Annotated in this window: 18 protein-coding genes; 3 read left to right on the top strand and 15 right to left on the bottom strand. The window is 40.6% G+C overall.

What is annotated here, in order from left to right:
* The 3 genes from malQ to BPR_RS19975 all read right to left on the bottom strand — a co-directional run bounded on the left by malQ (position 1) and on the right by BPR_RS19975 (position 3328).
* Positions 1 to 1521: a 4-alpha-glucanotransferase gene (gene malQ / locus BPR_RS12280; protein ID WP_042257045.1), complete on the bottom strand. Its 1521-nt coding sequence runs from the start codon at positions 1519 to 1521 to the stop codon at positions 1 to 3.
* A 220-nt stretch (positions 1522 to 1741) separates the two neighbouring features.
* A complete protein-coding gene (locus BPR_RS12285) occupies positions 1742 to 2680 on the bottom strand; it encodes a carbohydrate kinase family protein (RefSeq protein WP_013281816.1) in 939 nt (312 codons plus the stop codon).
* 42 nt (positions 2681 to 2722) lie between these two features.
* Complete coding sequence (locus tag BPR_RS19975) at positions 2723 to 3328, bottom strand: TetR/AcrR family transcriptional regulator (RefSeq protein ID WP_013281817.1); 606 nt, start codon at positions 3326 to 3328, stop codon at positions 2723 to 2725.
* Between the two features lie 177 nt (positions 3329 to 3505).
* Between BPR_RS19975 and BPR_RS12295 the strand changes: the two genes are divergently transcribed.
* Positions 3506 to 3832: a hypothetical protein gene (locus BPR_RS12295; RefSeq protein ID WP_013281818.1), complete on the top strand. Its 327-nt coding sequence runs from the start codon at positions 3506 to 3508 to the stop codon at positions 3830 to 3832.
* A 121-nt stretch (positions 3833 to 3953) separates the two neighbouring features.
* Positions 3954 to 4922: a glycosyltransferase family 2 protein gene (locus BPR_RS12300; protein WP_013281819.1), complete on the top strand. Its 969-nt coding sequence runs from the start codon at positions 3954 to 3956 to the stop codon at positions 4920 to 4922.
* Positions 4923 to 4996: 74 nt separating this feature from the next.
* Here the strand turns inward: BPR_RS12300 and BPR_RS12305 are convergent, their stop codons facing one another.
* From BPR_RS12305 to BPR_RS12325, 5 genes are all read right to left on the bottom strand, one after another.
* Positions 4997 to 5857 carry a DUF2225 domain-containing protein gene (locus BPR_RS12305; protein ID WP_013281820.1) on the bottom strand — a complete coding sequence of 287 codons (861 nt, stop codon included), beginning with the start codon at positions 5855 to 5857 and terminating at the stop codon, positions 4997 to 4999.
* Between the two features lie 56 nt (positions 5858 to 5913).
* Positions 5914 to 7620, bottom strand: coding sequence for a glutamine--tRNA ligase/YqeY domain fusion protein (locus BPR_RS12310; RefSeq protein ID WP_013281821.1), 1707 nt, complete (start codon positions 7618 to 7620; stop codon positions 5914 to 5916).
* 143 nt (positions 7621 to 7763) lie between these two features.
* The gene (locus BPR_RS12315; RefSeq protein ID WP_013281822.1) at positions 7764 to 10493 is read right to left on the bottom strand and encodes a sensor domain-containing phosphodiesterase; all 2730 of its coding nucleotides are present in this window, start codon (positions 10491 to 10493) and stop codon (positions 7764 to 7766) included.
* 39 nt (positions 10494 to 10532) lie between these two features.
* Positions 10533 to 11990: an IMP dehydrogenase gene (gene guaB / locus BPR_RS12320; RefSeq protein WP_013281823.1), complete on the bottom strand. Its 1458-nt coding sequence runs from the start codon at positions 11988 to 11990 to the stop codon at positions 10533 to 10535.
* An 85-nt stretch (positions 11991 to 12075) separates the two neighbouring features.
* Complete coding sequence (locus BPR_RS12325) at positions 12076 to 12588, bottom strand: hypothetical protein (protein ID WP_013281824.1); 513 nt, start codon at positions 12586 to 12588, stop codon at positions 12076 to 12078.
* A 259-nt stretch (positions 12589 to 12847) separates the two neighbouring features.
* Here BPR_RS12325 and BPR_RS12330 point away from each other — a divergent pair, with 259 nt between their 5' ends.
* The gene (locus BPR_RS12330; protein WP_013281825.1) at positions 12848 to 13651 is read left to right on the top strand and encodes a hypothetical protein; all 804 of its coding nucleotides are present in this window, start codon (positions 12848 to 12850) and stop codon (positions 13649 to 13651) included.
* Positions 13652 to 13797: 146 nt separating this feature from the next.
* On the opposite strand, the gene BPR_RS12335 is transcribed toward BPR_RS12330, so the two are convergent.
* The 7 genes from BPR_RS12335 to BPR_RS12365 form a co-directional block, all read right to left on the bottom strand.
* Positions 13798 to 15117 (bottom strand): aspartate kinase, encoded by a 1320-nt coding sequence (locus tag BPR_RS12335; protein ID WP_013281826.1) that lies wholly within the window; start codon positions 15115 to 15117, stop codon positions 13798 to 13800.
* 86 nt (positions 15118 to 15203) lie between these two features.
* Positions 15204 to 16412, bottom strand: a complete 1209-nt coding sequence (locus BPR_RS12340) for a homoserine dehydrogenase (RefSeq protein WP_042257049.1) — start codon at positions 16410 to 16412, stop codon at positions 15204 to 15206.
* A gap of 60 nt (positions 16413 to 16472) precedes the next feature.
* Positions 16473 to 16928: an ACT domain-containing protein gene (locus BPR_RS12345; protein ID WP_013281828.1), complete on the bottom strand. Its 456-nt coding sequence runs from the start codon at positions 16926 to 16928 to the stop codon at positions 16473 to 16475.
* Between the two features lie 444 nt (positions 16929 to 17372).
* On the bottom strand, positions 17373 to 18941 hold the full coding sequence (locus tag BPR_RS12350) for an ABC transporter substrate-binding protein (protein WP_013281829.1): 1569 nt from the start codon (positions 18939 to 18941) through the stop codon (positions 17373 to 17375).
* 61 nt (positions 18942 to 19002) lie between these two features.
* Positions 19003 to 19938 (bottom strand): carbohydrate ABC transporter permease, encoded by a 936-nt coding sequence (locus tag BPR_RS12355; protein ID WP_013281830.1) that lies wholly within the window; start codon positions 19936 to 19938, stop codon positions 19003 to 19005.
* Between the two features lie 24 nt (positions 19939 to 19962).
* A complete protein-coding gene (locus BPR_RS12360) occupies positions 19963 to 20868 on the bottom strand; it encodes an ABC transporter permease (RefSeq protein WP_013281831.1) in 906 nt (301 codons plus the stop codon).
* 16 nt (positions 20869 to 20884) lie between these two features.
* Entirely contained in the window at positions 20885 to 21916 is a 1032-nt protein-coding gene (locus BPR_RS12365; protein WP_013281832.1) for a LacI family DNA-binding transcriptional regulator, read from the bottom strand.
* Between the last annotated feature and the right edge of the window lie 14 nt (positions 21917 to 21930).

Genomic DNA, 21930 nt, shown 5'->3' on the forward strand with positions numbered 1-21930 from the left:
TTATCTTAATCTGCCATAAATTCTGGCAAAATCATGCATCTTACCACACAATTCATCAGTAAGTGCATCCTTCTTCATTCTCCATACCCAGTTGCCGCCAAGGGTTGATGGAGTATTGACCCTTGCACTCATATCAAGCTCCAGATAATCCTGCATAGGAATAATTGCAGTATCTGAAACGCTTGCAAATGCAGCTCTTATAAGCTCCCAAACAGCATCCTTGGCATAGTGAATGCCAAGATACTCTTTACAGAACTTCTTATCAGCTCTTGGAAGATTGTCAAACCATCCTCTGGTAGTCTCATTATCATGTGTACCGGTATAAACGATGCAGTTCTTGGTATAGTTGTGAGGGAGATAATCACTCTCTTCTCTTGAATCAAAAGCAAACTGCAAAATCTTCATGCCCGGGAAGCCTGTCTTCTTAACAAGCTTTATTACTGAAGGTGTCAGGTATCCAAGGTCCTCAGCAATAACCTTCTTATCGCCAAGCTCTCTCTTCATAGTCTCAAAGAGCTCATAGCCGGGGCCCTTTCTCCACTCACCAATCTCGGCAGTAGGATTGCCATATGGTATTGCGTAATACTCATCAAAGCCTCTGAAATGATCGATCCTGACTACATCATAGAGCTTGTAGCAGTGTCCGATTCTCTTCATCCACCACTTGTAGCCTGTCTTCTTGTGGTAATCCCATTTATAAAGAGGATTTCCCCAGAGCTGACCAGTCGCAGAAAAAGCATCAGGAGGACATCCTGCCACATCAATAGGCGTATTCTCCTTATCAAGCTGAAAGAGTTCAGGATTAGCCCAGGTATCTGCACTGTCAAAAGCTACATAAATCGGGATATCTCCAATGATCTCAATTCCCTTACCGTTGGCATATGCCTTAAGCGCGCTCCACTGCTTGAGGAACAAGAACTGCAAAAATGAGTAAAACTCCACCTCATCAGCATATTTAACAAGCGCTTCCTTAATAGCCTCTTTCTTACGAAGTCTGATTCCCTCTTCCCAAGTATTCCAGGATCTTCCGCCATTAGCATTTTTAAGTGCCATGAAAAGAGAATAATCCTGTAACCAGTCATTATCAGAACTCTTCTTAAAATCCTCAAACTCTTTTCTGATAGTCTTAGCATTTGTAGCCTTATCCAAATTTTCAAATGCACTCATAAGGAGTCTGAATCTGGATTTGTACATCTTCTCATAGTCAATGTACTCATCGCTCTCGCCAAAATCATATTTGTCAGCCTCTTCCCTGGTCAAAAGACCTAATGAAATCAGCTCTGTTATATCTATAAAGTATGGATTTCCGGCAAAAGTTGAAAAAGACTGATATGGAGAATCCCCATAGCTTGTAGGGCCAAGCGGAAGAATCTGCCAATAGCGCTGTCCCGCTTTCTCAAGAAAATCCACAAAATCATATGCTTCCTTGGAAAATGCGCCTATACCATATTCTGATGCTAATGAAAAAATAGGTAGCAGAACGCCGCAAGCTCTTGTCTGTTTCTTATTACTCTTTGCCATCACTTTATCCTCGCCTTCTGATAAACAAACTACATAAATACAATTATAACTACCGGAAATGATCGTCCGTTCCCGGTAACGTTTCCATAATCTTACTCTACCACTCTTATCGCATCATCGCAACCAGATTTTTTACAGTGGTAAAAAATACATCTTGTGCAAGCGAAAGGCTCTGCAGGATTATCGACTGCAGGGCCTTTCTGTGAATAGTCACTTTGTATTATGAATTTGACTCAAACTCACTCTTTTTAATACCCCAGATCAGATTTCTCCACTGTTCAAGCTGATCTGTTGTCATGAAACCATTTGAGGTTCCCATATAACCTATCTTGTAGGAGGCAAACAAAAGTGCATTTTTTATTGCATTGACGCTGTCTCCTGTCTCCATGTAATAATGCAGGAAGCAGGCAAACAGGGCATTTCCTGCACCGATCGTGTTTACAACTTCATTAGTCTTAACTGTATTATAATGCACTCTGAGATTATGAGTCTTATCGAATAGTATAAGGCCCTCACTACCTTGTCCCAGGATTATTATTTCAGTTCCATAAGTTCCTGATATTCTGTCGATGAAATCATATGGATCTTCTGCAAGTGTGTCATCACTGAAATAAAGGACCTTGGCCGGTTCAAGGAAATCTGTATTATAAATCTCTTTTTCTGGCTTGTAGCTTCTGATATTAACTGCAATAGGTTTATTTCTGGCCGCTGCCTCTTTTGCAAAAGGCCTGCAGAAATTGGCATTAGCAAGAACCATCATATCACACGCCTCTGCTATTGGTGCCACCATGGACATATCGTAAACATTTTCTCTCAGATCTTTGATATCCTCAAAGATCTGCTGTTTGCGGTTTTTATCGTACAGAACAACCTCTGTTGGAGTTTCCTTCATCTGCGGAATAATATATTCCGTAGAAAGAGTAATCTTTCTGTCAGGAGGATTGATCATGCCAAGATCCTGATTTCTTCCAACAATAGACATGAAAGTCACATCATCTCCAAGCCATTCAAGAGCCAGGGATTCATTGTATGCATCGCCGCCCATTGCTGTAAAGATTGACTCATTAGCACTGGTAATCGGAGCATAGCTAACCGGGATTTTATCCACTCTGACTATAGTCTCAATCTGCGTAACTCCTGCTACTAAGAACTTGCTCATATTTAAGCCTCCTTGTACTTCATGCTTCAAAATATCCAAAAACTACTCTTTTATAGACATCTCTCTTATCATATCTATGTACTCTAATGCTTCCTGCATAAATATATCGGCTCTAAAGTTGTCGCTCTTTACATCTTTATCTATAAGTCCCTGAACAGTAAAATCCATCACATCCCAGGTTTTTCTGTAATCAGCTTTATCTGTCAGCCTTGTGACATCCGCCCTTTCCCGAAGAGCCTCCATTATCCTATGATACTTATCTCTTCTTTCACTGATCTCGTCTACCGCCTCTAAGTAGTCTTCCTCATCAGCCTTATTCAGGAAAAGAAATATATAGGGATACTGGGCCATGGATGCTACTTTTGCGGACAGTATCTGCTCATACAGCTCAAAATAACCATTTTCATTTTTTTCCACATGCCCCGTAAGCTCAAGTGTGACGAACCTTGTGGCGTAGTCATACAAAAAAGCGTATACACCTATTTTACTGCCAAAATAATGAAACAGAAGGCCCTTGCTGATTCCGGCAGTCTTTACAATCTCATCTGTGCTGGCATGGTAATAGCCATATTGTGAAAAGACTTTAAGTGCGGCATTTATCATCCTGTCCTGTTTTTCTTTTTTTAAGTCCCAAAATTTTTCATTCATCCCTGTGCCCGCCTATATTGATGCCAATTGACCATTTCAGTCTACATTTAATATAACATATAAGCCAAGGGGCATACAAACGATTTACCGTTATTTATCAATTTTTAATCAATAGTGCTTTTATTTGTGATTAAATTGTATTAAAATTAGTTTATCGCTTGATAGGAGGGGCTTTTTATGTCCAAAAATAACAGCTTTGGTAAATTTATTGTATTTTGTGCTGCTGTAGGTGCTGCTGCAGCTGGAGCATATTATTACTTATCCAAGAAAGACAAGGAACTTGCCGACAATCTTGACGATGACGATTATGAAGACTTCGATGATTTCGAGGAAGATGATGATTACTCTTCAGAGATCAAATTTGGTCGCAAGTATGTAGATATCAGTCCTGCTGATGAGTCCAAGGAAACTACTGAAAAGGATAATGAAGAGCTGGATGAAGCTGATTCATATGAAGAAGCACAGCCTGATTCTTCAGAAGAGTTTTTTAACGACGAGAAATAAACGATAGTGTACTGTCTCCATGACAGGTTAGCAGAAAGTCTCGGAAATAGCATCCGAGACTTTTTATTATATTAGTACATTATGTAGATCTTTATAGTAGGAGTAAGGAGTCATATATCAAATGCCTATAACAAATCTATCCATCATAATGCCCGTATATAACAGTGAAAAATTTCTGGCAGATGCTTTAAATAGTGTGATCAATCAGACTTATAAAGACTTTGAGCTAATCATTATAGATGATGGTTCTACTGACGGTAGTTCAGATATTTGCGAGGAATATGCCAAAAATGATAAGCGAATAAAGTATGTTCATCAGGAAAATAGTGGTGGACAGGTTGCAAGAAATAACGGACTAGATATTGCAACTGGTAAATATATAGCATTTGTAGATAGTGACGATGCACTCGATCCTCATATTTATGAAGTTCTCATTCAAAACCTGGAAACCTATGATGCTGATGTTTCAGTTTGCAGCTTTAGCATGAATAGGGATTCTTTAGGAGTTCGTACCAATAAAACAACAGCCGTTATAAACGGCAGCGAAAAAATTCTAGAAGCTTTAGTAGGACATACACCTACATTGCCCAAGTTGCAAGGATATTTATTTAATAAGGTATACAAAAGAGAAGTAATCGGCAACCTTCGCATGAATCAACTTATCAACATGGGTGAGGATGGACTCTTTAATATGTATGTGATGCAAAATTGCAATAAAGCTGTTTATGACAATAGCGTTTTGTATTATTACAGATGGAGCGAGACCAGTCTCACAAACACTCATAGCCGCGCTTATCTAAAATGGAAAAAAGATGTTGAAGGTTACAATAACGTTTTACAAAAAGAAAAAAACAGATTCATTACAGATTATAGCAAGCGCATGTTCATCTTCTGCGCCATGAAGAAAGCTGAAGCATTAGTAAGAGAAAAGGGGAACTTCAAAGAAGTTTATAATGATATCACTACTGTGAAGAGCTTTGGAAAAGTAGATCTGCGTAATAAAAAAGCCTCTATAATATTCATTCTCTACGCGTATGCCCCACTGCTCTTTTTCATATACAAGAAAATAGCTTTGAGAAATATAAAATAAATAGTTTTGTACAGCGGCTCTGCAAAAACAAAAGGTGTGGCATCAAGCCACACCTTTTCTAGTATAATCATACATTACTCAGCACTTTCGCCCTTCTTCTCGGCAATCAAGTCCTTAAGTGCTCTAGCCTTATCCTTGATACGGCTATTAGCAACTCTTGATGTCAGAAGCTCTGAAACCATCTTGCTTGCTGTATCAAAATCGTCTGTCTCTACAGCAAGAGCAGCAATCAGATAGTCAAGTGTCGAAGAATCCATTCCTGCAATAGGGAATTCCTCTGACTGTCTCGCCATTACAAATCCATTAAGGGCATTAGCAAGAAGCTCTTTTTCCTGAGCATCATTATCAGCCTTCTTCTGTTCGTAAGTATCCTCTGAAGGATCCAGTCTCTGGGTTTCACCTCTGATAACCCAGGCAGTCTTAAGACATATATAGGCTTTCTCACTGTTCTTGGCCTTCTTGACTACTGCATTTGCAAGAGCAAGCTGGTAAAGGTTTCTGGCATGTTCATAACTAAAGGTCGGCTCATGATAATCGAGCTTTCTGTAGTTCATGCAGACTTTGATCCTGATATCATCAATCTGACGTTTATTGAGCGTTGCAAAATATCTGCCAAGGGCTGCATATCCACAATCAGGACATGCTATGACATCATATTTATTCTGGTCAAGTTCATCGTAGTCGGGACGAAGATCTATATCAACATTCTTCATCCTGACCTTACCTGTTCTAACGGTTTTGGTCTCAAATTCTTTTTCACAAACAGGACATTTATACTTCTTATCAAAAAGATAGTCCTCTTCGTTTACAAGCTGAAGCTTAGGCTTAGGAGCCTCTTTTTTAACGGCAGCTTCCTTTTCTTTGGGATCTTCAAAAAGTTTACCGCCAATGTTTCCAAGTCCGAGTTTTTCAAGTCCAGAAAAAATACCAGCCATAACATAACCTCTCTTTAAGCGAAATATTGTTTTGGTGACATTACTTCCACTACTTATTACTTCTTGGGTAATACAAATGAGCTTTTGAGTGAAACTATTCTGTTAAATACAGGTGCACCAGGCTTGGAATCCTTGCTGTCAACGCTGAAGAATCCATTTCTGACAAACTGGAACTTGTCATATGCTACTGCATTTCCAAGTTCAGGTTCAAGCTTGGCATCCTTGATAACCTTGATGGAGTTAGGATTGAGGTTAAGTGAACCATCCTCGTTATAAACGCCCTTTTCTTCATCAATGATATTCTCATACAGACGAACCTCTGCTGTAACTGCATCCTTGGCTGCAACCCAGTGGATAGTTCCCTTGACTTTTCTGCCATCGGCACTGTCTCCGCCCTTGGTTTCAGGATCATATGTGCAGTGGATCTCTGTAATTAAACCATTTTCATCCTTAACAAAGCTTGTGCATGTAACAAAGTAAGCGTTCATAAGTCTTACTTCATTGCCGGGGAACAAACGGAAATACTTCTTGGGTGGTTCCTCCATGAAGTCTTCTCTCTCAATGAAAAGTTCTCTTCCAAATGGAACCTTACGTGTTCCCATTTCAGGAACTTCCTTGTTATTCTCAATCTCAAGGTATTCTGTCTGTCCCTCAGGATAGTTGTCGATAATGAGCTTGACAGGATCAAGAATAGCAAGCATTCTCTTAGCCTTGAGCTTAAGGTCTTCTCTGATGCAGTACTCGAGCATTGCATACTCAGCTGTTGAGTTAGCCTTACTGATACCGCACATATCAACGAACATCTTGATAGATTCAGGAGTAAAGCCTCTTCTGCGAAGAGAAGCAATAGTTACAAGTCGTGGATCATCCCATCCATCAACGATTCCCTCTTCTACAAGTCTCTTGATATATCTTTTACCTGTTACAACGTTGTTGAGATATAACTTGGCAAATTCTATCTGACGAGGAGGATTCTTGTACTCGCACTCTGTCTTGACCCAGTCATAAAGTGGTCTGTGATCCTCAAACTCAAGTGTGCAGAGTGAATGAGTGATTCCCTCGATAGCATCCTCAATAGGATGAGCAAAATCGTACATAGGGTAGATGCACCACTTGTCGCCTGTTCTGGCATGTGTCATGTGTGCAACTCTGTAAATGATAGGATCTCTCATGTTGATATTAGGAGATGCCATATCGATCTTGGCACGAAGAGTAACGCTTCCGTCCTCGAACTTGCCGTTCTTCATATCTTCAAAAAGTTTAAGGTTCTCTTCAACACTTCTGTTCCTGTTAGGATCTTCCTTACCAGGTTCAGTGAGTGTACCTCTGTACTCACGCATCTCATCAGCTGTAAGTTCAGAAACATAAGCCTTACCCTTCTTGATAAGCTTAACAGCATCTTCATACATCTCATCGAAATAATCTGATGCATGGAAAAGACGATCTTCATAATCAGCGCCAAGCCACTTAACATCAGCGATGATTGAGTCCATGAACTCTGCCTTCTCCTTGGTAGGATTGGTATCATCAAATCTCATGTTAAACTTGCCGCCATATTCCTTGGCCATACCGTAGTTGAGAAGAATACTCTTGGCATGTCCTATATGTAAAAATCCATTAGGCTCAGGAGGAAAACGAGTATGTACATGATCATAAACGCCCTCAGCCAGGTCCTTGTCAATTGCCTGTTCAATGAAATGTCTTGAAGGAGTGTTGTCATTCTCCTCTTTCTCATTCAAATTCTTAATTACTTCATCTGCCATTACTTACTAAAACCAACCTTCTAAAATATAGATTTTTGTTATTCGGACTTTCATCACGAATACTTATGATATCATACATTATAACATAATTCCACGCTCTTTATATATCATCAGATGACACATTGGAAAGCCGGTAAAAGAGCCTATTTGTTATAGACATACTTCTCTTCAAAGGCTGCTCTTCTGAGCGGTTTATCATAATAGTAGCCCTGAATATACTTAACTCCCATATTCTTAATTGCTTCCAACTGCTCCTTGGTTTCTATTCCCTCAACACATATGTCTGCACCTATTGTCTCGCCAAGCTGAGCCATCATCCTGACAAACGCCTGGGAATAGTCATCTGTAGCAATATCTTTGACGAAATCCTTATCAACCTTGATTATATCAAACGGAAGCGCTCTGATGCTGCTAAGTGCTGAATACCCGGTTCCAAAGTCGTCAAGCGCAAGTCTTACTCCAAGGTCCTTAATATCAAGGAGAGTCTGCTTGGTTCTTGCAAGATCATTTATCGCAAGTCTCTCTGTGAGCTCCAGGATCAGGTTCTCCGGCTTAAGATTATTCTCTTCTATACATTCTTTTATAATATCGACTATATCTGTCTGCATGATCTGAACAACAGACAGATTAACGCTTACAGAAAAATCGCCAACTCCGGACTCATTCCATTGTCTGCAGCACTCGCAAGCTTTTTTCAGGACATGATTTCCAATAGGATTTATGAGCCCTAAATATTCCGCAAGTGGAACGAACTCATCCGGATTTAAAAATCCAAGTTTGTCACTGTTCCATCTAACTAAAGCCTCAGCACCAATATGCTTGATTCCTTTGCCACTCCTTGCTTTCTTTTCATTAGTTATTACAGGCTGGAAATAAACCTCAAATTCCTCACAGCTCTTTCCAATAGCATCAAACATATTTTTCTCAAGATCAAGCCTGTGAATAGATGAAGAATCAATATTGTCAGAGTACTCAGCAATCCTGTTCTTACCTGATTTTTTGGCCTCGTACATGGCAACATCGGATTTTCTGATAAGTTCAGGGACATTGTCTCCATTCTCAGGGAAACGAACAAGTCCCATACTCATAGTGCAATAATAATCCGTATCCTTGAGATACCATGGAGTTGCAAAGGCATCCTTTATTTCTTCTATGATCTTGTCCATCAAATGGTAGTTGTCGGGAGGAACTATGATGACAAACTCATCTCCGCCCATTCTGTAACAGGAATTGCTGATTCCTTCAATCCTGCTCATTGCCTTGGAAATATCCTGCAAAAGAACGTCGCCATACTGATGTCCAAGACTATCATTAATATGCTTGAAGTCATCAAGATCAAGGTACATAAGGGCACCTGTTCTTCCTGAATTTCTGGCATCATCCACATATTTAGCCAGGTCTTTTTCGCAGCACATTCTGTTATAAAGACCTGTCAGGAAATCAGTATATGCCTGCTGCTCAATTCTCTTTTGGTACAATTTTTTCTCTGTAATATCGTAAATTGCGCAAAGAGAAACAGGTCTTCCGTCAACCCATTTTATCCTGGTGTAATACACGTCGTACCACTTGGATCTTGCCTTATGATTAACCTCATAGTTTCCGCTGTGGCTTCTTGGTGGAATATTAGATTCAAAGAGCTCCATAAGTTTATTCTCTGCAAGCTCTTTGCTGAAATTCTTTTTAAAGCTTCTGTTGGCAAACAACAGCACGCCTGTACCTATATCTCTTACATATATCGAGCTTCCCACATTATCCAGAACCGCTTCAAGTGAGGCAAAAGAGCTGGCAAGTGAGTTGGTTTGTATTCTCTTGGTAATGATACTCTGAAGGATCCTTATAGTATCATTTATAAATTTAACATCATCGATTGACCATATACGGCTTTCTCTGTTCTCTGTTATGCAGGCATAGAATCTGGGAGCTCCGTTTATTACTATAGGCATGGCAACAAGAGCTTTTATCCCCAGCATATCAAGCTGTTCACGCTCTCCGGCATTCATCTGTGTATCACTGGATATGACAATCGCCTTCTCTGTGCCTAGGAACCAGCATACTTCCTGGTCAGTAGTTTCAAGGAACATCTTACTGCACCCTTGCGCATTCCACTGCACCACAATATCCATCAGGGTATTATGATGTATCCTGCAGGTAAATCCATTGCTAATCTGCAAATAACCGCACAATTTGGACAATATCTGCACCATGATGTTTTCTATGCCATCATCGCTATCCAAGAGAGACACGATCTCTGTCATTGTCTCTGCTCTGTGGAAAGATGTCGTCATTTCAAGTTCCTGGGCTTTTGATTCCTCGCTCTTGGCAACCGCCTGTGTTCTTGATTTCTCAATAGAAATAAAGACATTGAGAGATGCCCTGAGGAGATCTAAAACTCTATAAAATTTATCTTCGGAAATCTGATAGCCAAAAGAATCTATTGGCGGGATATGGAAAAATTCCGGTTCATACTCTGCGTCAGTAAATACACCGCAGACAATCCACACTGCGGATGTCTGTTTTCCACTTTTTACAGCAACAGCAGCAAGCCGGAGGTTAGGAACTTCTGTTATTTCTACAGCCTGATCCTCCAGCTCACTCTCTGATACTCTTTTGTAGATATTGTGTATGCGAACATCTGTCACATACTTTTTAATGATCTCTATTTCGTGGGGATTACCTGAGAATTCGCTAAGTGGAGCGCCATTCTCATCCAGGCACATAGCATAAACTCCTGACATTTCACAGAATTTGTCCTGCCAGGATTGCATATTTGCCAGCTGTTTAGGCGCACGATTACCAGAGGCCCCTTTTTCTTCAACCAAAGAGCCTGCTTCTGTGGTATTTTCTAATTCCACTTTGGTAAATGTCTCCTGCATTGTCCCCCCTCAAGGAAAATGTAGTTAGATCATATATTGTTAGTTGTTATCAACACTATAGTTAGGTGCTTCCTTGGTGATCTGGATATCATGAGGATGAGATTCACGAAGAGCAGCTGAAGTCATCTTAATGAATCTGCCGTTCTCTTTGAGCTCATCGATAGTCTGACATCCACAATAACCCATACCGGATCTGAGACCGCCCATAAGCTGGAATACTGTATCTTCAACAGTACCCTTATAGGCAACACGTCCTTCTACGCCTTCAGGAACAAGCTTCTTGGCATCTTCCTGGAAGTAACGATCCTTGGAACCATTCTCCATAGCTGCAATTGAGCCCATTCCACGATATACCTTGTATTTTCTGCCCTGGAACAGTTCAAATTCACCGGGAGCCTCATCACATCCTGCAAACATTGAACCCATCATAACAAGATTACCGCCGGCAGCAATAGCCTTAGTGATATCTCCTGAGTACTTGATACCACCATCAGCAATGATCGGAACACCATACTCTTTAGCAACTTTATAGCAGTCCATGATAGCTGTGATCTGTGGAACACCGATACCTGCAACTACTCTTGTAGTACAGATAGAACCAGGACCGATACCAACCTTAACTGCATCTGCACCAGCCTCGATAAGAGCCTTGGTAGCTTCTCCTGTTGCAACATTACCTGCTACAACCTGAAGATCCGGGAATTTCTCCTTGATCATTCTAAGACACTTCAAAACGTTCTCTGAATGTCCATGTGCAGAATCAAGTACAATTACGTCAACCTTGGCATCTACAAGTGCTGCTACACGCTCAAGACAGTTAGCAGAGATACCAACACCTGCGCCACACAGAAGTCTTCCCTGATCATCCTTGGCAGCAAGCGGATACTTGATAGTCTTCTCAATATCCTTGATAGTAATAAGACCTACAAGATTATAGTCATCATCTACGATTGGGAGTTTTTCTTTTTTGGATTTGGCAAGAATGCTCTTAGCCTCTTCCAGAGTGATTCCAGCCTTAGCTGTGATAAGATTCTCACTTGTCATAACATCCTTGATCTTCTGTGAGAAATCCTTTTCAAACTTAAGATCACGGTTTGTGATGATACCAACAAGTTTCTTACCTTCAGTGATTGGCACGCCTGAAATACGGAACTTAGCCATAAGAGAATCAGCATCAGCAAGTGTATGCTCTGGTGAAAGTGAAAATGGGTCTGTGATGACGCCGTTCTCTGATCTTTTTACCTTGTCAACCTCTTCAGCCTGCGCCTCGATTGACATGTTCTTGTGAATAATACCAATACCGCCCTGTCTTGCCATGGCAATTGCCATTCTGTGCTCAGTAACGGTGTCCATTCCTGCACTCATCATTGGAATGTTAAGTCTGATCTTCTTGGTCAAATAAGTACCTACATCTACCTGATTAGGTATAACCTGTGAATAAGCAGGTACCAAAAGTACGTCATCAAAAGTAATTCCTTCGCCGATAATCTGTCCCATTTTCTACTCCCATTCTAATAAAAATAATGTTATATCAATGTATCCCCATACATTAGTAGTTTATTTCTATCTATTTATATAGTACTCAGTCTACAAAAACTTTTCTTGGAGCAACATTCTTAACAGCATCCACAAACTCTTTTGTGGGTTCAAGAATTATTTTCTCTTTGCCATCATAATAAATTGTATAAGTCGGATCTGGTTGAGGATCCTTTTCTCTTGCGGAGAAATCGAGAACTTTGTAGGTTCTGTTCTTGTACTCGTCGAGATGATATGAACGTGATGGAGCCATAGCTTCAATCTTACCCACATCATATTTACCGATATTCTTGCGTCTCTCCTTGTTGAGAACCTTGTCAACAGTAATTTCTCTGTCGCAATACTGATACTCAAACTCAATGCTGGCATTAAGTGAAGCAAAGTAATAACCTGCACCAAAGGCTATGGCAAGAATCATTCCCACAATACCAGTACCCATTAGAATTGATGATAAAAAGGAAATAACTGCGAGTGTAAGGGAAGCGCCTTTTAAGAAAACCATTACCGGCGACGCCTTACTAGAGACAAGACATTCTACATAACTGTTATCACTAACCATTTGTAACAATAGCCTCCTGTATTCTGGCCAAATAATAATAGCCATTTTATCGACTATCTTATATTACTTTGCCCAATCTTTCAAGGGATTTTTTATATATCACACTTTTTTCAAAAAATGATAATTGACACTTTTCTTCTTTATTTTTATTATTGATTTTATTATGATTTGGTCAAAAAATGCCTAATATCATTATATATGTTTTATTGATAAAATAGTATTATTTTTCTGTTAACTATTAATTAAGGAGATTAGTCAAATGTCCGTACATGAAGAAATAAGAGAGCAGCAAAAGAAGTTAAAAGGTCAGGGCGTTAAAGCTCATTTGGAATACTTTTGGGAATATTACAAGATCCACACTCTTATAGCCGTATTTGTTCTGGTCCTGATATCAATGCTCATCCACGATATCAGAAATAATAAACCTTATGGTTTTTATGCAATTATGCTCAATTCAGGAATGTCCAGTGCTCAGGATACCCTTGAGCAGGGATTTGTTCCTTACGCTCAGATAGATACCAGCAAGTACAGCTGCTTTATCGACACCTCAGCAAGCTTTGATCTGTCTATCATAACAGAAACTACTATTGCCACAAGCCAGAAGATCATGGCCAATATCGCTGGCGGAGACCTTGATGTTCTAACTGCTGACAGCGACATCTTCACATACTATGCCAATCAGCAGGTTTTTGCAGATTTAAGAGATGTTTTAAGTGCTGAGCAGATTGCCCAATATGAAGATTTATTTGTCTATGTGGACCAGTCCTACATTGACTATCTCAACTCAGAAGCTTATCAGGACTACATCAGCACCGGAGAGTTCGATCATTCCGACAAATATGCTGTTATGGCCGATGAATACAACAAGAATTTTACCACGCCTAACACCGATCCTTCTAAGATGGAAAACCCTGTTCCTGTCGGAATCAGATTAACATCTTCTGAGAAACTTGCAGAATCAGGAGCTTACAGCATGACCAATTCTATTCCCGTGGTCGGCGTTATGATCAACACCAAGCGTCCTGAAGTTGCACTGCAATTTCTCGAATATCTTCTTGGTTGATGAGAGAAGGGCCTCTCTATTACTTCAGAACTGTCTAAATACAATAATCTATACTGTAATATAAAAAGAGATATTTCTTTTGCCAAAATAAAGCAAAAAAGAAATATCTCTTTTATTGTTATTTCTTATCTCAAGATAAATATCACTTAAATCTGTGTAGTTACAAAAATATCATAGATTGCACGGATTGCTTTTTCAAAATCGCGGGTTTCAACACCGATGATGATGTTAAGCTCTGATGATCCCTGGTCGATCATGCGTACGTTTACGCTGGCATGAGCAAGTGCTGAGAAGATTCTTCCGGCTGTACCACGTGTTGATTTCATTCCACGTCCCACTACAGCAATTAGAGCAAGATCTGATTCAATCTCCAACATATCAGGATGTGCAAGTCTGTGGATTTCTGACACAACAGCCTGCTCTTTTTCTATGAATTCATCCTGCTGAACAAATACTGTCATAGTATCAATTCCTGAAGGAACATGCTCAATTGAGATATTCTGATCTTCAAAGGCCTGTAATACCTTGCGGACAAAGCCTACTTCAGAGTTCATCTGATCCTTAAGGACGTTTACGCAGCAAAAGCCCTTCTTACCTGCAATTCCTGTGATAACATACTTGGACTTTTTGGCAGTTGACTCAACAATCCATGTTCCAGGATCCTCAGGTTTGTTGGTATTTCTGATATTGATAGGAATTCCTTCCTTACGGACAGGGAAAATAGCATCCTCATGAAGAACTCCTGCGCCCATGTACGCAAGCTCTCGAAGTTCAGTATATGTGATTGTCTCGATGTGCGGTGGCTTGTCAATGATGCGGGGATCTGTTACAAGGAATCCTGAAACATCTGTCCAGTTCTCATAAACATCAGCCTTGATAGCCCTTGAAACGATTGATCCTGTTATATCAGAACCGCCTCTTGAAAAGGTCTTAACACTTCCATCAGGATAAGCTCCATAAAAACCGGGAATAACAGCTCTTTCATGTTTCTCAAGTTTTTTACCCATGAGTTTATTGGTCTTCTCGCCGTCAAATTCGCCGTTTTTATCAAAAGCCACTACTGTAGCTGCATCGATAAATTCATAGCCCAAATACGCAGCCATAATGATACCATTGAGGTATTCTCCTCGGCTGGCAGCGTAATCTTTTCCGGCCTTTTCCTTAAAGTTCTTCTCAATTGTCTTAAACTCATCTGAAAGACTAAGCTTAAGTCCGAGCCCCTTGATGATCTCATCATAGCGGGCTTTGATGTCAGAGAGCTGTTTCTTAAAATCTTTGCCATCCTCTGCAAGAGCATAAGTCTTGTAGAGCATATCTGTAACCTTAGTGTCCTTGGAATTTCTTTTACCTGGAGCAGAAGGCACAACATAAACTCTGTCAGGGTCTGCCTTTATTATCTCGCCAACTTTTTTGAACTGCTCTGCACTTGCAAGAGAACTTCCACCAAATTTAACTACCTTTTTCATAATATTCTTCTCTTTTCCTACCATTTTCTATTATGATGCAGGCATCAATATTTCCTTTTGACACCTGCCTGATCATATTCTTAGCATTAGTACAATCTGATATATCCCTTAACGCTGTCCATCTTCCAGAGCTTTTCCTCGAAATCCTTCTCGGAAATTGGCTCAGTTACAAAAGCAAATTCTCCATGAATACTGTTTCTCTTTACAACTTCTACGCCATTTCCAAAAACTTCTCTGGCCTGTTCTTCAAGATCATCTGATACTCTTACAAAGAAATTTCTTACAGCGTTGTCCTTGGGCGAAAGAACTGCCTTCTCGGCCTTCATATTTATTTCAATATGTTTACCCTTATGCTTAACAATGTCAATAACATCTGCTACTACTGCACTTGCTGTCGCATTCTTGCCGGCACCCTTACCGTAGAACATCACATCACCAAGCATATTTCCATGTATGCTTATAGCATTGAACACACCGTTTACACTTGCAAGGGGATTCTCATATGGAACAAGGAATGGAGCAACCATTGTAAAAAAGCCGTTCTCATTCTTTTTGCACATTGCAAGGAGCTTAATTGACATATTGAGCGCTCTTGCATACTCAAAATCATGAATATTAATCTTGGTAATTCCCTCAGTATAAATATCTTCATAGTGAACATGCTTGCCGCTCATGAGACTTGCAAGGATTGCAATCTTGCGGCACGCATCGTAGCCCTCTACATCAGCTTCAGGATTTCTCTCAGCGTATCCCTTTTCCTGTGCTTTCTTAAGGACTGTCTCAAAAGCAGCACCCTCTTTATCCATCTTGGTGAGAATATAATTAGTAGTTCCGTTTAGGATACCTGTAATAGAGTCAACTTTTTCATGCTTAAGAGAATCATTCAGTGAACGAAGAAGAGGAATACCGCCTCCTACACTGGCCTCGAAGAGATAGCTTACATTATTTTTCTCAGCAAGTTCTACAAGTTCAGGTCCATGAGCAGCTACAAGCTCTTTATTGGAGGTGCAGACGCTCTTTCCGGCTTCAAGTGCTCTCTTTTCAAAAGTGAGAGCAGGCTCAATACCTCCCATGGTCTCACAGATAACTTCCACTTCAGGATCGTTTAGAATAACATCTATGTCATGAACTACCTGTGCTTCATGCTTGTCACCGGGAAAATCACGAAGATCAAGAATATACTTAACTTCAAGTGCCTCTCCTGCGCTCTTAGAAACCTCAGCGGCATTAGTATCTAAAACCTCAACCACTCCGCTTCCAACTGTACCATATCCCAAAACTGCTACCTTTGCCATGTTGTCCTCCATTATCCTAAATATGGTCTAAGCCATAATATTCCGTATGTTACTCTTGCCTTATGAAAGTGTTGCACTACGTCCTGTAATATGAACCTTGTGAACTCCCTCAACATTCTCCATTTTGGAGATCATTTCCATAATATCTCTTGTTGTTGGTAATACCTGAATTGTAATTGAAAGTGAAGCTACACCGTTAAGCGGAATTGACTGATGTATCGTAAGAATATTAGCCCCAAATTCAGCAATAAGATTAAGTACGTAGGACAATAGTCCAACCTCATCATTCATCTGAAATGTAAGCGTCAGTGTAGTCCCCTGCAGACTGTCGTGAAATTCGTATATATCTTCCTTATACTTATAAAAAGAGCTGCGACTGATGCCAAGCCTGCTTGCTGCCTCAGCAGCTGTCTTGACCTTACCTGATTCAAGAAGCTTCTTGGCCTCCACAACCTTGAGAAGCACTTCCGGAACAGCCTGTCTTTTTATAACGTAATAACCTGTGTCCTGCTGCATTTTACAGAATAATCTCCCAACCATTCATAAGATTGCATTTAGCATATCTGTATATTTTCACATCAATATGTATAAAAAAATAACTCTTTGTATCGAGATATACATCTGTCCGTTTCTCGCAAACAACTGTATGTTATCTGCGTAATCTGTTTTTCACTCACGGACATCTGTGTGCGATACAAAGAGTTTAGCACAGTAAAGTTCTGAAGGCAATAATTATTATTACCAATATATATGCGACCTATACACATTTTTTGTATAAAATGACAATATCACAAAAGGTCCCGCCCCCGCAAGCCACCATCATTGGCTTAAGGGCCGGCCCTTAAACGTGCGAAAGCCATGGCATCGGGGAATGCCATGGCTTTCATAACGCTTATAAAAGGAAAGAGTAACCTTTATCCTGGAGGTATGGCCAAGGATAAAGAAAGGAGGATATCCAAATTACTTAGAAGCCTTCCATGCGTTGTACTGGTTCTGGAACTCAGCAAGAACGTCCTGATATCCAGCACCGTCAAGAGCTGCCTGATAAGCTTCGATTGTAGACTCAACGTCCTTAGAAGCTACACCACCGTTCTCAAGAGCGAATCCGTACTCACCAGCTATGTTAGCGCAAGCTGTGTACTGAGCCTCTACAGGAGACTTGTCGAATCTGAATCCAGCTGCTGATGATGTGTTAGCGCCACCGTTGAATGCATCATAGAGCTCTGCCTTGTTAGCTGGCTCGTTAGAAAGTGGTGTAACGATTGTAGCGTTAGCTGACTCCCACATTGAGTGGTTGTACTTGTCTGAGTTCTGCTCAACCTGATGGTTAGCATCGTATGTGAAGTCCTCACCCTCGATACCGAATGTATACATATCAGCGAGTGTTGAATCTGTGTAAAGGAGTCCAAGGAAATCTACACAAGCCTTAGCCTGCTCAGGTGTTGAGTTTGCTGTTACGCAGTAGCAAGAACCAAGAGCTGATGTTGAATGAGCCCATCTGCTTGTTGCAGGCTGCATTACAACTTCCTGACCATAACGAGCGTTAGCCTCGTCGTTAACTGGGATATCTGTCCACCATGTTACAGCCCAATCCTGTGTCTGAGTTGTCTGGTCGTTAGTTGTCTTTGTAGCGTCATCCTCTGAAATATAGCCTTTTTCAGCCCAATCAGCCATAAGCTTAGCGAACTCAAGGTATTCAGGTGTAAGGATTGTATCTACAACTTCATCTGTCTTACGATCAACTGCTACGAAGTTTGCACCAGCATCAGCTGTGAAGAAATCGAAGCTGTCGATGTACCATCTGTAGAACATAGCTGTCTTCTGTGTAAGGAAAGGATACTTAAGTCCATCAGCCTTAGCATCTGCGAGCATTGGCTCGAGGTCTGCAAGCTTCTTAACTGATGTGATGTCCCAACCATGAGCGTCAACAACGTCCTTACGGAACATGAAGTCATAGCCTTCTACATTGTCCTTGTATACAGGTACGAAGTAAATCTTGCCATCATACTTTGCTGCTTCCCACTGTCCTTCAGCCATTGAGCCATAAAGAGGTGTGCCTGGAAGAAGATCTGTAAGATCGTAAACAGCCTTAGCTGGATAAAGATCGTTTGTTCCAATTGTGCCTTCCCAAGAAGCTGTCCAAAGAAGGTTGATCTCGTTATTTGCAAGTGCAAGGTTAGCTTTTTCTGTGTACTCACCTGATCCGATATCTGTAAGCTTGATCTGTACAGGAATCTTGTCAGCGATGTAAGCGTTGATTGCATCCTGAACCTTCTGTACCTGAGCTGAATCAGGGTTAGCTACATTAAATGAGCATCTGTAAAGACTGATCTCTGTAACGTCTCCGCTTGCAGCAGGTGTCTCAGCAGCTGCTGTAGTGTCCTCTGTCTTTGTCTCTGCTGCAGGTGTCTCTGTAGCAGTTGTGTCTGCAGGAGTCTCTGTTGTTGCTGGAGTTGAGCTTCCGCAGCCTGCGAGCAATGAAAGTGACATTGCTGTTGCCATCATTACTGATAATACTTTTTTCTTCATATTGACCTCCCTTTATATTGGTTTGTGTTTTTATATTCTATCCCCATAGGGGTGAATATCGTTAACCTTTTACTGATCCAACAGTAAGACCCTTGATGAAGTATTTCTGGAAGAACGGATATACAACCATGATAGGTCCGATAACTACCAGAACTGTTGCCATTGTTGATGAATACTGTGGAATAGTACCACCCATGGCTGCTCTTGCTGATGCAGGAACGTTTGCGTTGTTAAGAAGGAACTCGATACTCTTCTGGATATTGATCAGAAGGAGCTGCAAAGGCTTCTTGGCATCTGAATCAATATAAAGAAGTGCATTCTGCCAGTCATTCCAGTATGCTGTAGCCATCATGAAACCTACGGCTGCAAGTGAAGGCTTAAGAAGTGGAAGTGTGATCTGGAAGAAGGTTCTGTACTCACCAGCTCCGTCGATCTTGGCAGCTTCCATAAGCTCTCCAGGAATACTGTTAGCTATATATGTTCTAAGAATAATTACGTTCATAGTAGATACGCAAAGTGGAAGAATCAGGAGCCACAAGCTATCCTTTAATCCATAGTAACTTGTGAATACGATATATCCTGAAAGTGTTCCACCATTGAACAGCATAGGAATCAGCAGATAGATTGATAAGAATCTTGCAAGTCTGAATTCCTTACGGCTGATTGAGTATGCAAACATACTCATGAACAAAAGTCCCATAAATGTTCCGGCTACTGTAACAAAAATAGTTACAAGGTAAGACTGAGCAAGCTGCTTACCATATTTCAGGACTGCTGACATACCAGCCAGTGACCAGTCCTTGGGCCAGAATCTAAATCCGTTTACTGCGATACTCTTTTCATCTGTAAACGCAGCTACAAAAGTAAGTTCTACAGGAAGGAAGGCAAACAATGTGCAAATGATAAGAATGATTGCAAGTATGACCTGTCCTACTGTTACTCTCTCCTCTCTTGAAGGAGCTATATCAAGTTTGTTATTTCTTTTTAACTGAGCCATCTCTTTCCCCTTTCTAGCCTTTTATCAGAACAATGCATTTTCCGGTGCTATTCTGCGGACTGTTGTGTTCGCAAAGAGCATCAGGAGCAGTCCAACAATCGACTGGAAGAAGGATGTTGCAGCTACAAATCCGAAGTTCGAACTACTGAAGATAGCGTTCAGAACATATGAGTCAATAACCTGTGTTGTTGAGTAAAGCATACCGTTGTTACGTGTTACCTGATAGAAAAGACCTGTATCAGAATGCATTACTGAACCAACTGAAAGAAGGAGCATTACTGTTATCATTGGAATAAGTGATGGAATAGTAATGTGGAAAATTTTCTGCCATGAGTTAGCACCATCGATATCTGCTGCCTCGTAGAGTTCGGAATCAATTCCGGCAAGTACTGACATATAAAGTACTGAGCCGTATCCTGTATCCTTCCAGATCTTAACTACAAGCAGGATGTATGGCCAAAGATTAGCAGCTGAGTAAAATCTTGTAGATGTACCAAGCATGTGGTTGATGATACCTGTGTCAGAACTGATGAATGCATATACTATGAACTGAACGGCTGCATAAGAAATGAATACCGGAATGATCATAAGTGTCTGCATTGTCTTGGCCATTTTCTTGAACACCAGCTTATCAATCATGATTGCCAATGTTACATTGAGGAATGTACCAACAATAGTAAACAAAAGATAATATAAAATTGTATTCTTTGTAATTGAAATGAATGTTGCCTTGGAAGCAAGCAGGAACTTGAAGTTGTCAAGTCCGTTCCATGGACTCTTCCAAATACCATCAACATAGTTGAAGTTCTTAAACGCCATTACCAAGCCGGCCATAGGCACGTACATGATAAAGAACAAGATGAGGAAAACAGGCAGTGCCATAACCACATGAGCTCTGTGTTTCCAGGTGTTTTTTAAAAATTCATTCATACCTCTACTCTCCCTTTTAATTACTAGCTAACCTAGCTACTGACTCTCCCCTCTCAATATTCCCTTTAACTACAACCTGTTCAACGATTGTCCCCTTAGGATTATTGATAAGATCAATCAGCTTAGAAGCAGCAACTGAACCGATCTGCTCTGTATCCTGTACCATTGTTGTCAAAATAGGACTTATCTTTCTGGCAAGTTCTATTCCGTCATAACCAACAACGGATACATCCTCAGGTATTCTGAGTCCTTTTTTCCTGATCGCATTTATTCCGCCAAATGCTGCAAAATCGTCCGGGTAAAAAATACATGTCGGCGGATCTTTTAAATCAAGAAGCTTATTGGTCGCTTCATAAGCTGCATCTGTATCTCTATAAGGAACTGCCGGAACATATTCATCCGGAATTTCTACCCCAAGATCCTGAAGTGTCTTGTAAAAGCTTGAAAGTCTGCTCTTGGTAACCGAAGATTCCATTCCTGACTCTTTACCATGGATATAAGCTATTTTCCTGTGGCCCTGTTCATATACATAAGTGGCAAGCTCATTTATTCCATTGACGTTGTCAGACATTATTGCAGTTCTGTTGTAAAACAAGTGGTCAATTGTAACCACCGGAATCTCACTCTTTATAAGTTCATCTACCTGAGGATCTGAAAAATCCACACAGGCGATCACGATCCCATCAAAACCTCTGTAAATCGCATGTGATAAATAGGACATGTTGTTCAGCCTCTTATTACCACTGTTGATGAAAGTTATGTCATAGCCGTTTTCCTCAGCTGTGCGTTTAAAGCTGTCCAGAACATGATTGAAATAGTCATGTGTAAGTCCGCTATTAGCTTCATCAACAAAGAGGACGCCAATATTTTTTGTTTTGTTCGTCTTAAGAGCCTGTGCTGCAGCGTTTGGTCTGTATCCAAGCTTCTCAGCCACCTCTCTGACATGTTTCTTGGTCTCCTGGCTGATATCACTATGATCGTTAAGTGCCTTGGATACTGTCGCAACGGATACTCCACAAGCCTTAGAAATATCTTTTAATGACACCATTCTATTTACCGTTT

The sequence above is a fragment of the Butyrivibrio proteoclasticus B316 genome (genome assembly GCF_000145035.1).
In the GTDB taxonomy this organism is placed as follows: domain Bacteria; phylum Bacillota; class Clostridia; order Lachnospirales; family Lachnospiraceae; genus Butyrivibrio; species Butyrivibrio proteoclasticus.

Excerpts from the sequence above, each read along its gene's own strand:
- malQ (WP_042257045.1), bottom strand. The coding sequence starts at position 1,521 with ATGGCAAAGAGTAATAAGAAACAGACAAGAGCTTGCGGCGTTCTGCTA.
- BPR_RS12285 (WP_013281816.1), bottom strand. The coding sequence starts at position 2,680 with ATGAGCAAGTTCTTAGTAGCAGGAGTTACGCAGATTGAGACTATAGTC.
- BPR_RS19975 (WP_013281817.1), bottom strand. The coding sequence starts at position 3,328 with ATGAATGAAAAATTTTGGGACTTAAAAAAAGAAAAACAGGACAGGATG.
- BPR_RS12295 (WP_013281818.1), top strand. The coding sequence starts at position 3,506 with ATGTCCAAAAATAACAGCTTTGGTAAATTTATTGTATTTTGTGCTGCT.
- BPR_RS12300 (WP_013281819.1), top strand. The coding sequence starts at position 3,954 with ATGCCTATAACAAATCTATCCATCATAATGCCCGTATATAACAGTGAA.
- BPR_RS12305 (WP_013281820.1), bottom strand. The coding sequence starts at position 5,857 with ATGGCTGGTATTTTTTCTGGACTTGAAAAACTCGGACTTGGAAACATT.
- BPR_RS12310 (WP_013281821.1), bottom strand. The coding sequence starts at position 7,620 with ATGGCAGATGAAGTAATTAAGAATTTGAATGAGAAAGAGGAGAATGAC.
- BPR_RS12315 (WP_013281822.1), bottom strand. The coding sequence starts at position 10,493 with ATGCAGGAGACATTTACCAAAGTGGAATTAGAAAATACCACAGAAGCA.
- guaB (WP_013281823.1), bottom strand. The coding sequence starts at position 11,990 with ATGGGACAGATTATCGGCGAAGGAATTACTTTTGATGACGTACTTTTG.
- BPR_RS12325 (WP_013281824.1), bottom strand. The coding sequence starts at position 12,588 with ATGGTTAGTGATAACAGTTATGTAGAATGTCTTGTCTCTAGTAAGGCG.
- BPR_RS12330 (WP_013281825.1), top strand. The coding sequence starts at position 12,848 with ATGTCCGTACATGAAGAAATAAGAGAGCAGCAAAAGAAGTTAAAAGGT.
- BPR_RS12335 (WP_013281826.1), bottom strand. The coding sequence starts at position 15,117 with ATGAAAAAGGTAGTTAAATTTGGTGGAAGTTCTCTTGCAAGTGCAGAG.
- BPR_RS12340 (WP_042257049.1), bottom strand. The coding sequence starts at position 16,412 with ATGGCAAAGGTAGCAGTTTTGGGATATGGTACAGTTGGAAGCGGAGTG.
- BPR_RS12345 (WP_013281828.1), bottom strand. The coding sequence starts at position 16,928 with ATGCAGCAGGACACAGGTTATTACGTTATAAAAAGACAGGCTGTTCCG.
- BPR_RS12350 (WP_013281829.1), bottom strand. The coding sequence starts at position 18,941 with ATGAAGAAAAAAGTATTATCAGTAATGATGGCAACAGCAATGTCACTT.
- BPR_RS12355 (WP_013281830.1), bottom strand. The coding sequence starts at position 19,938 with ATGGCTCAGTTAAAAAGAAATAACAAACTTGATATAGCTCCTTCAAGA.
- BPR_RS12360 (WP_013281831.1), bottom strand. The coding sequence starts at position 20,868 with ATGAATGAATTTTTAAAAAACACCTGGAAACACAGAGCTCATGTGGTT.
- BPR_RS12365 (WP_013281832.1), bottom strand. The coding sequence starts at position 21,916 with ATGGTGTCATTAAAAGATATTTCTAAGGCTTGTGGAGTATCCGTTGCG.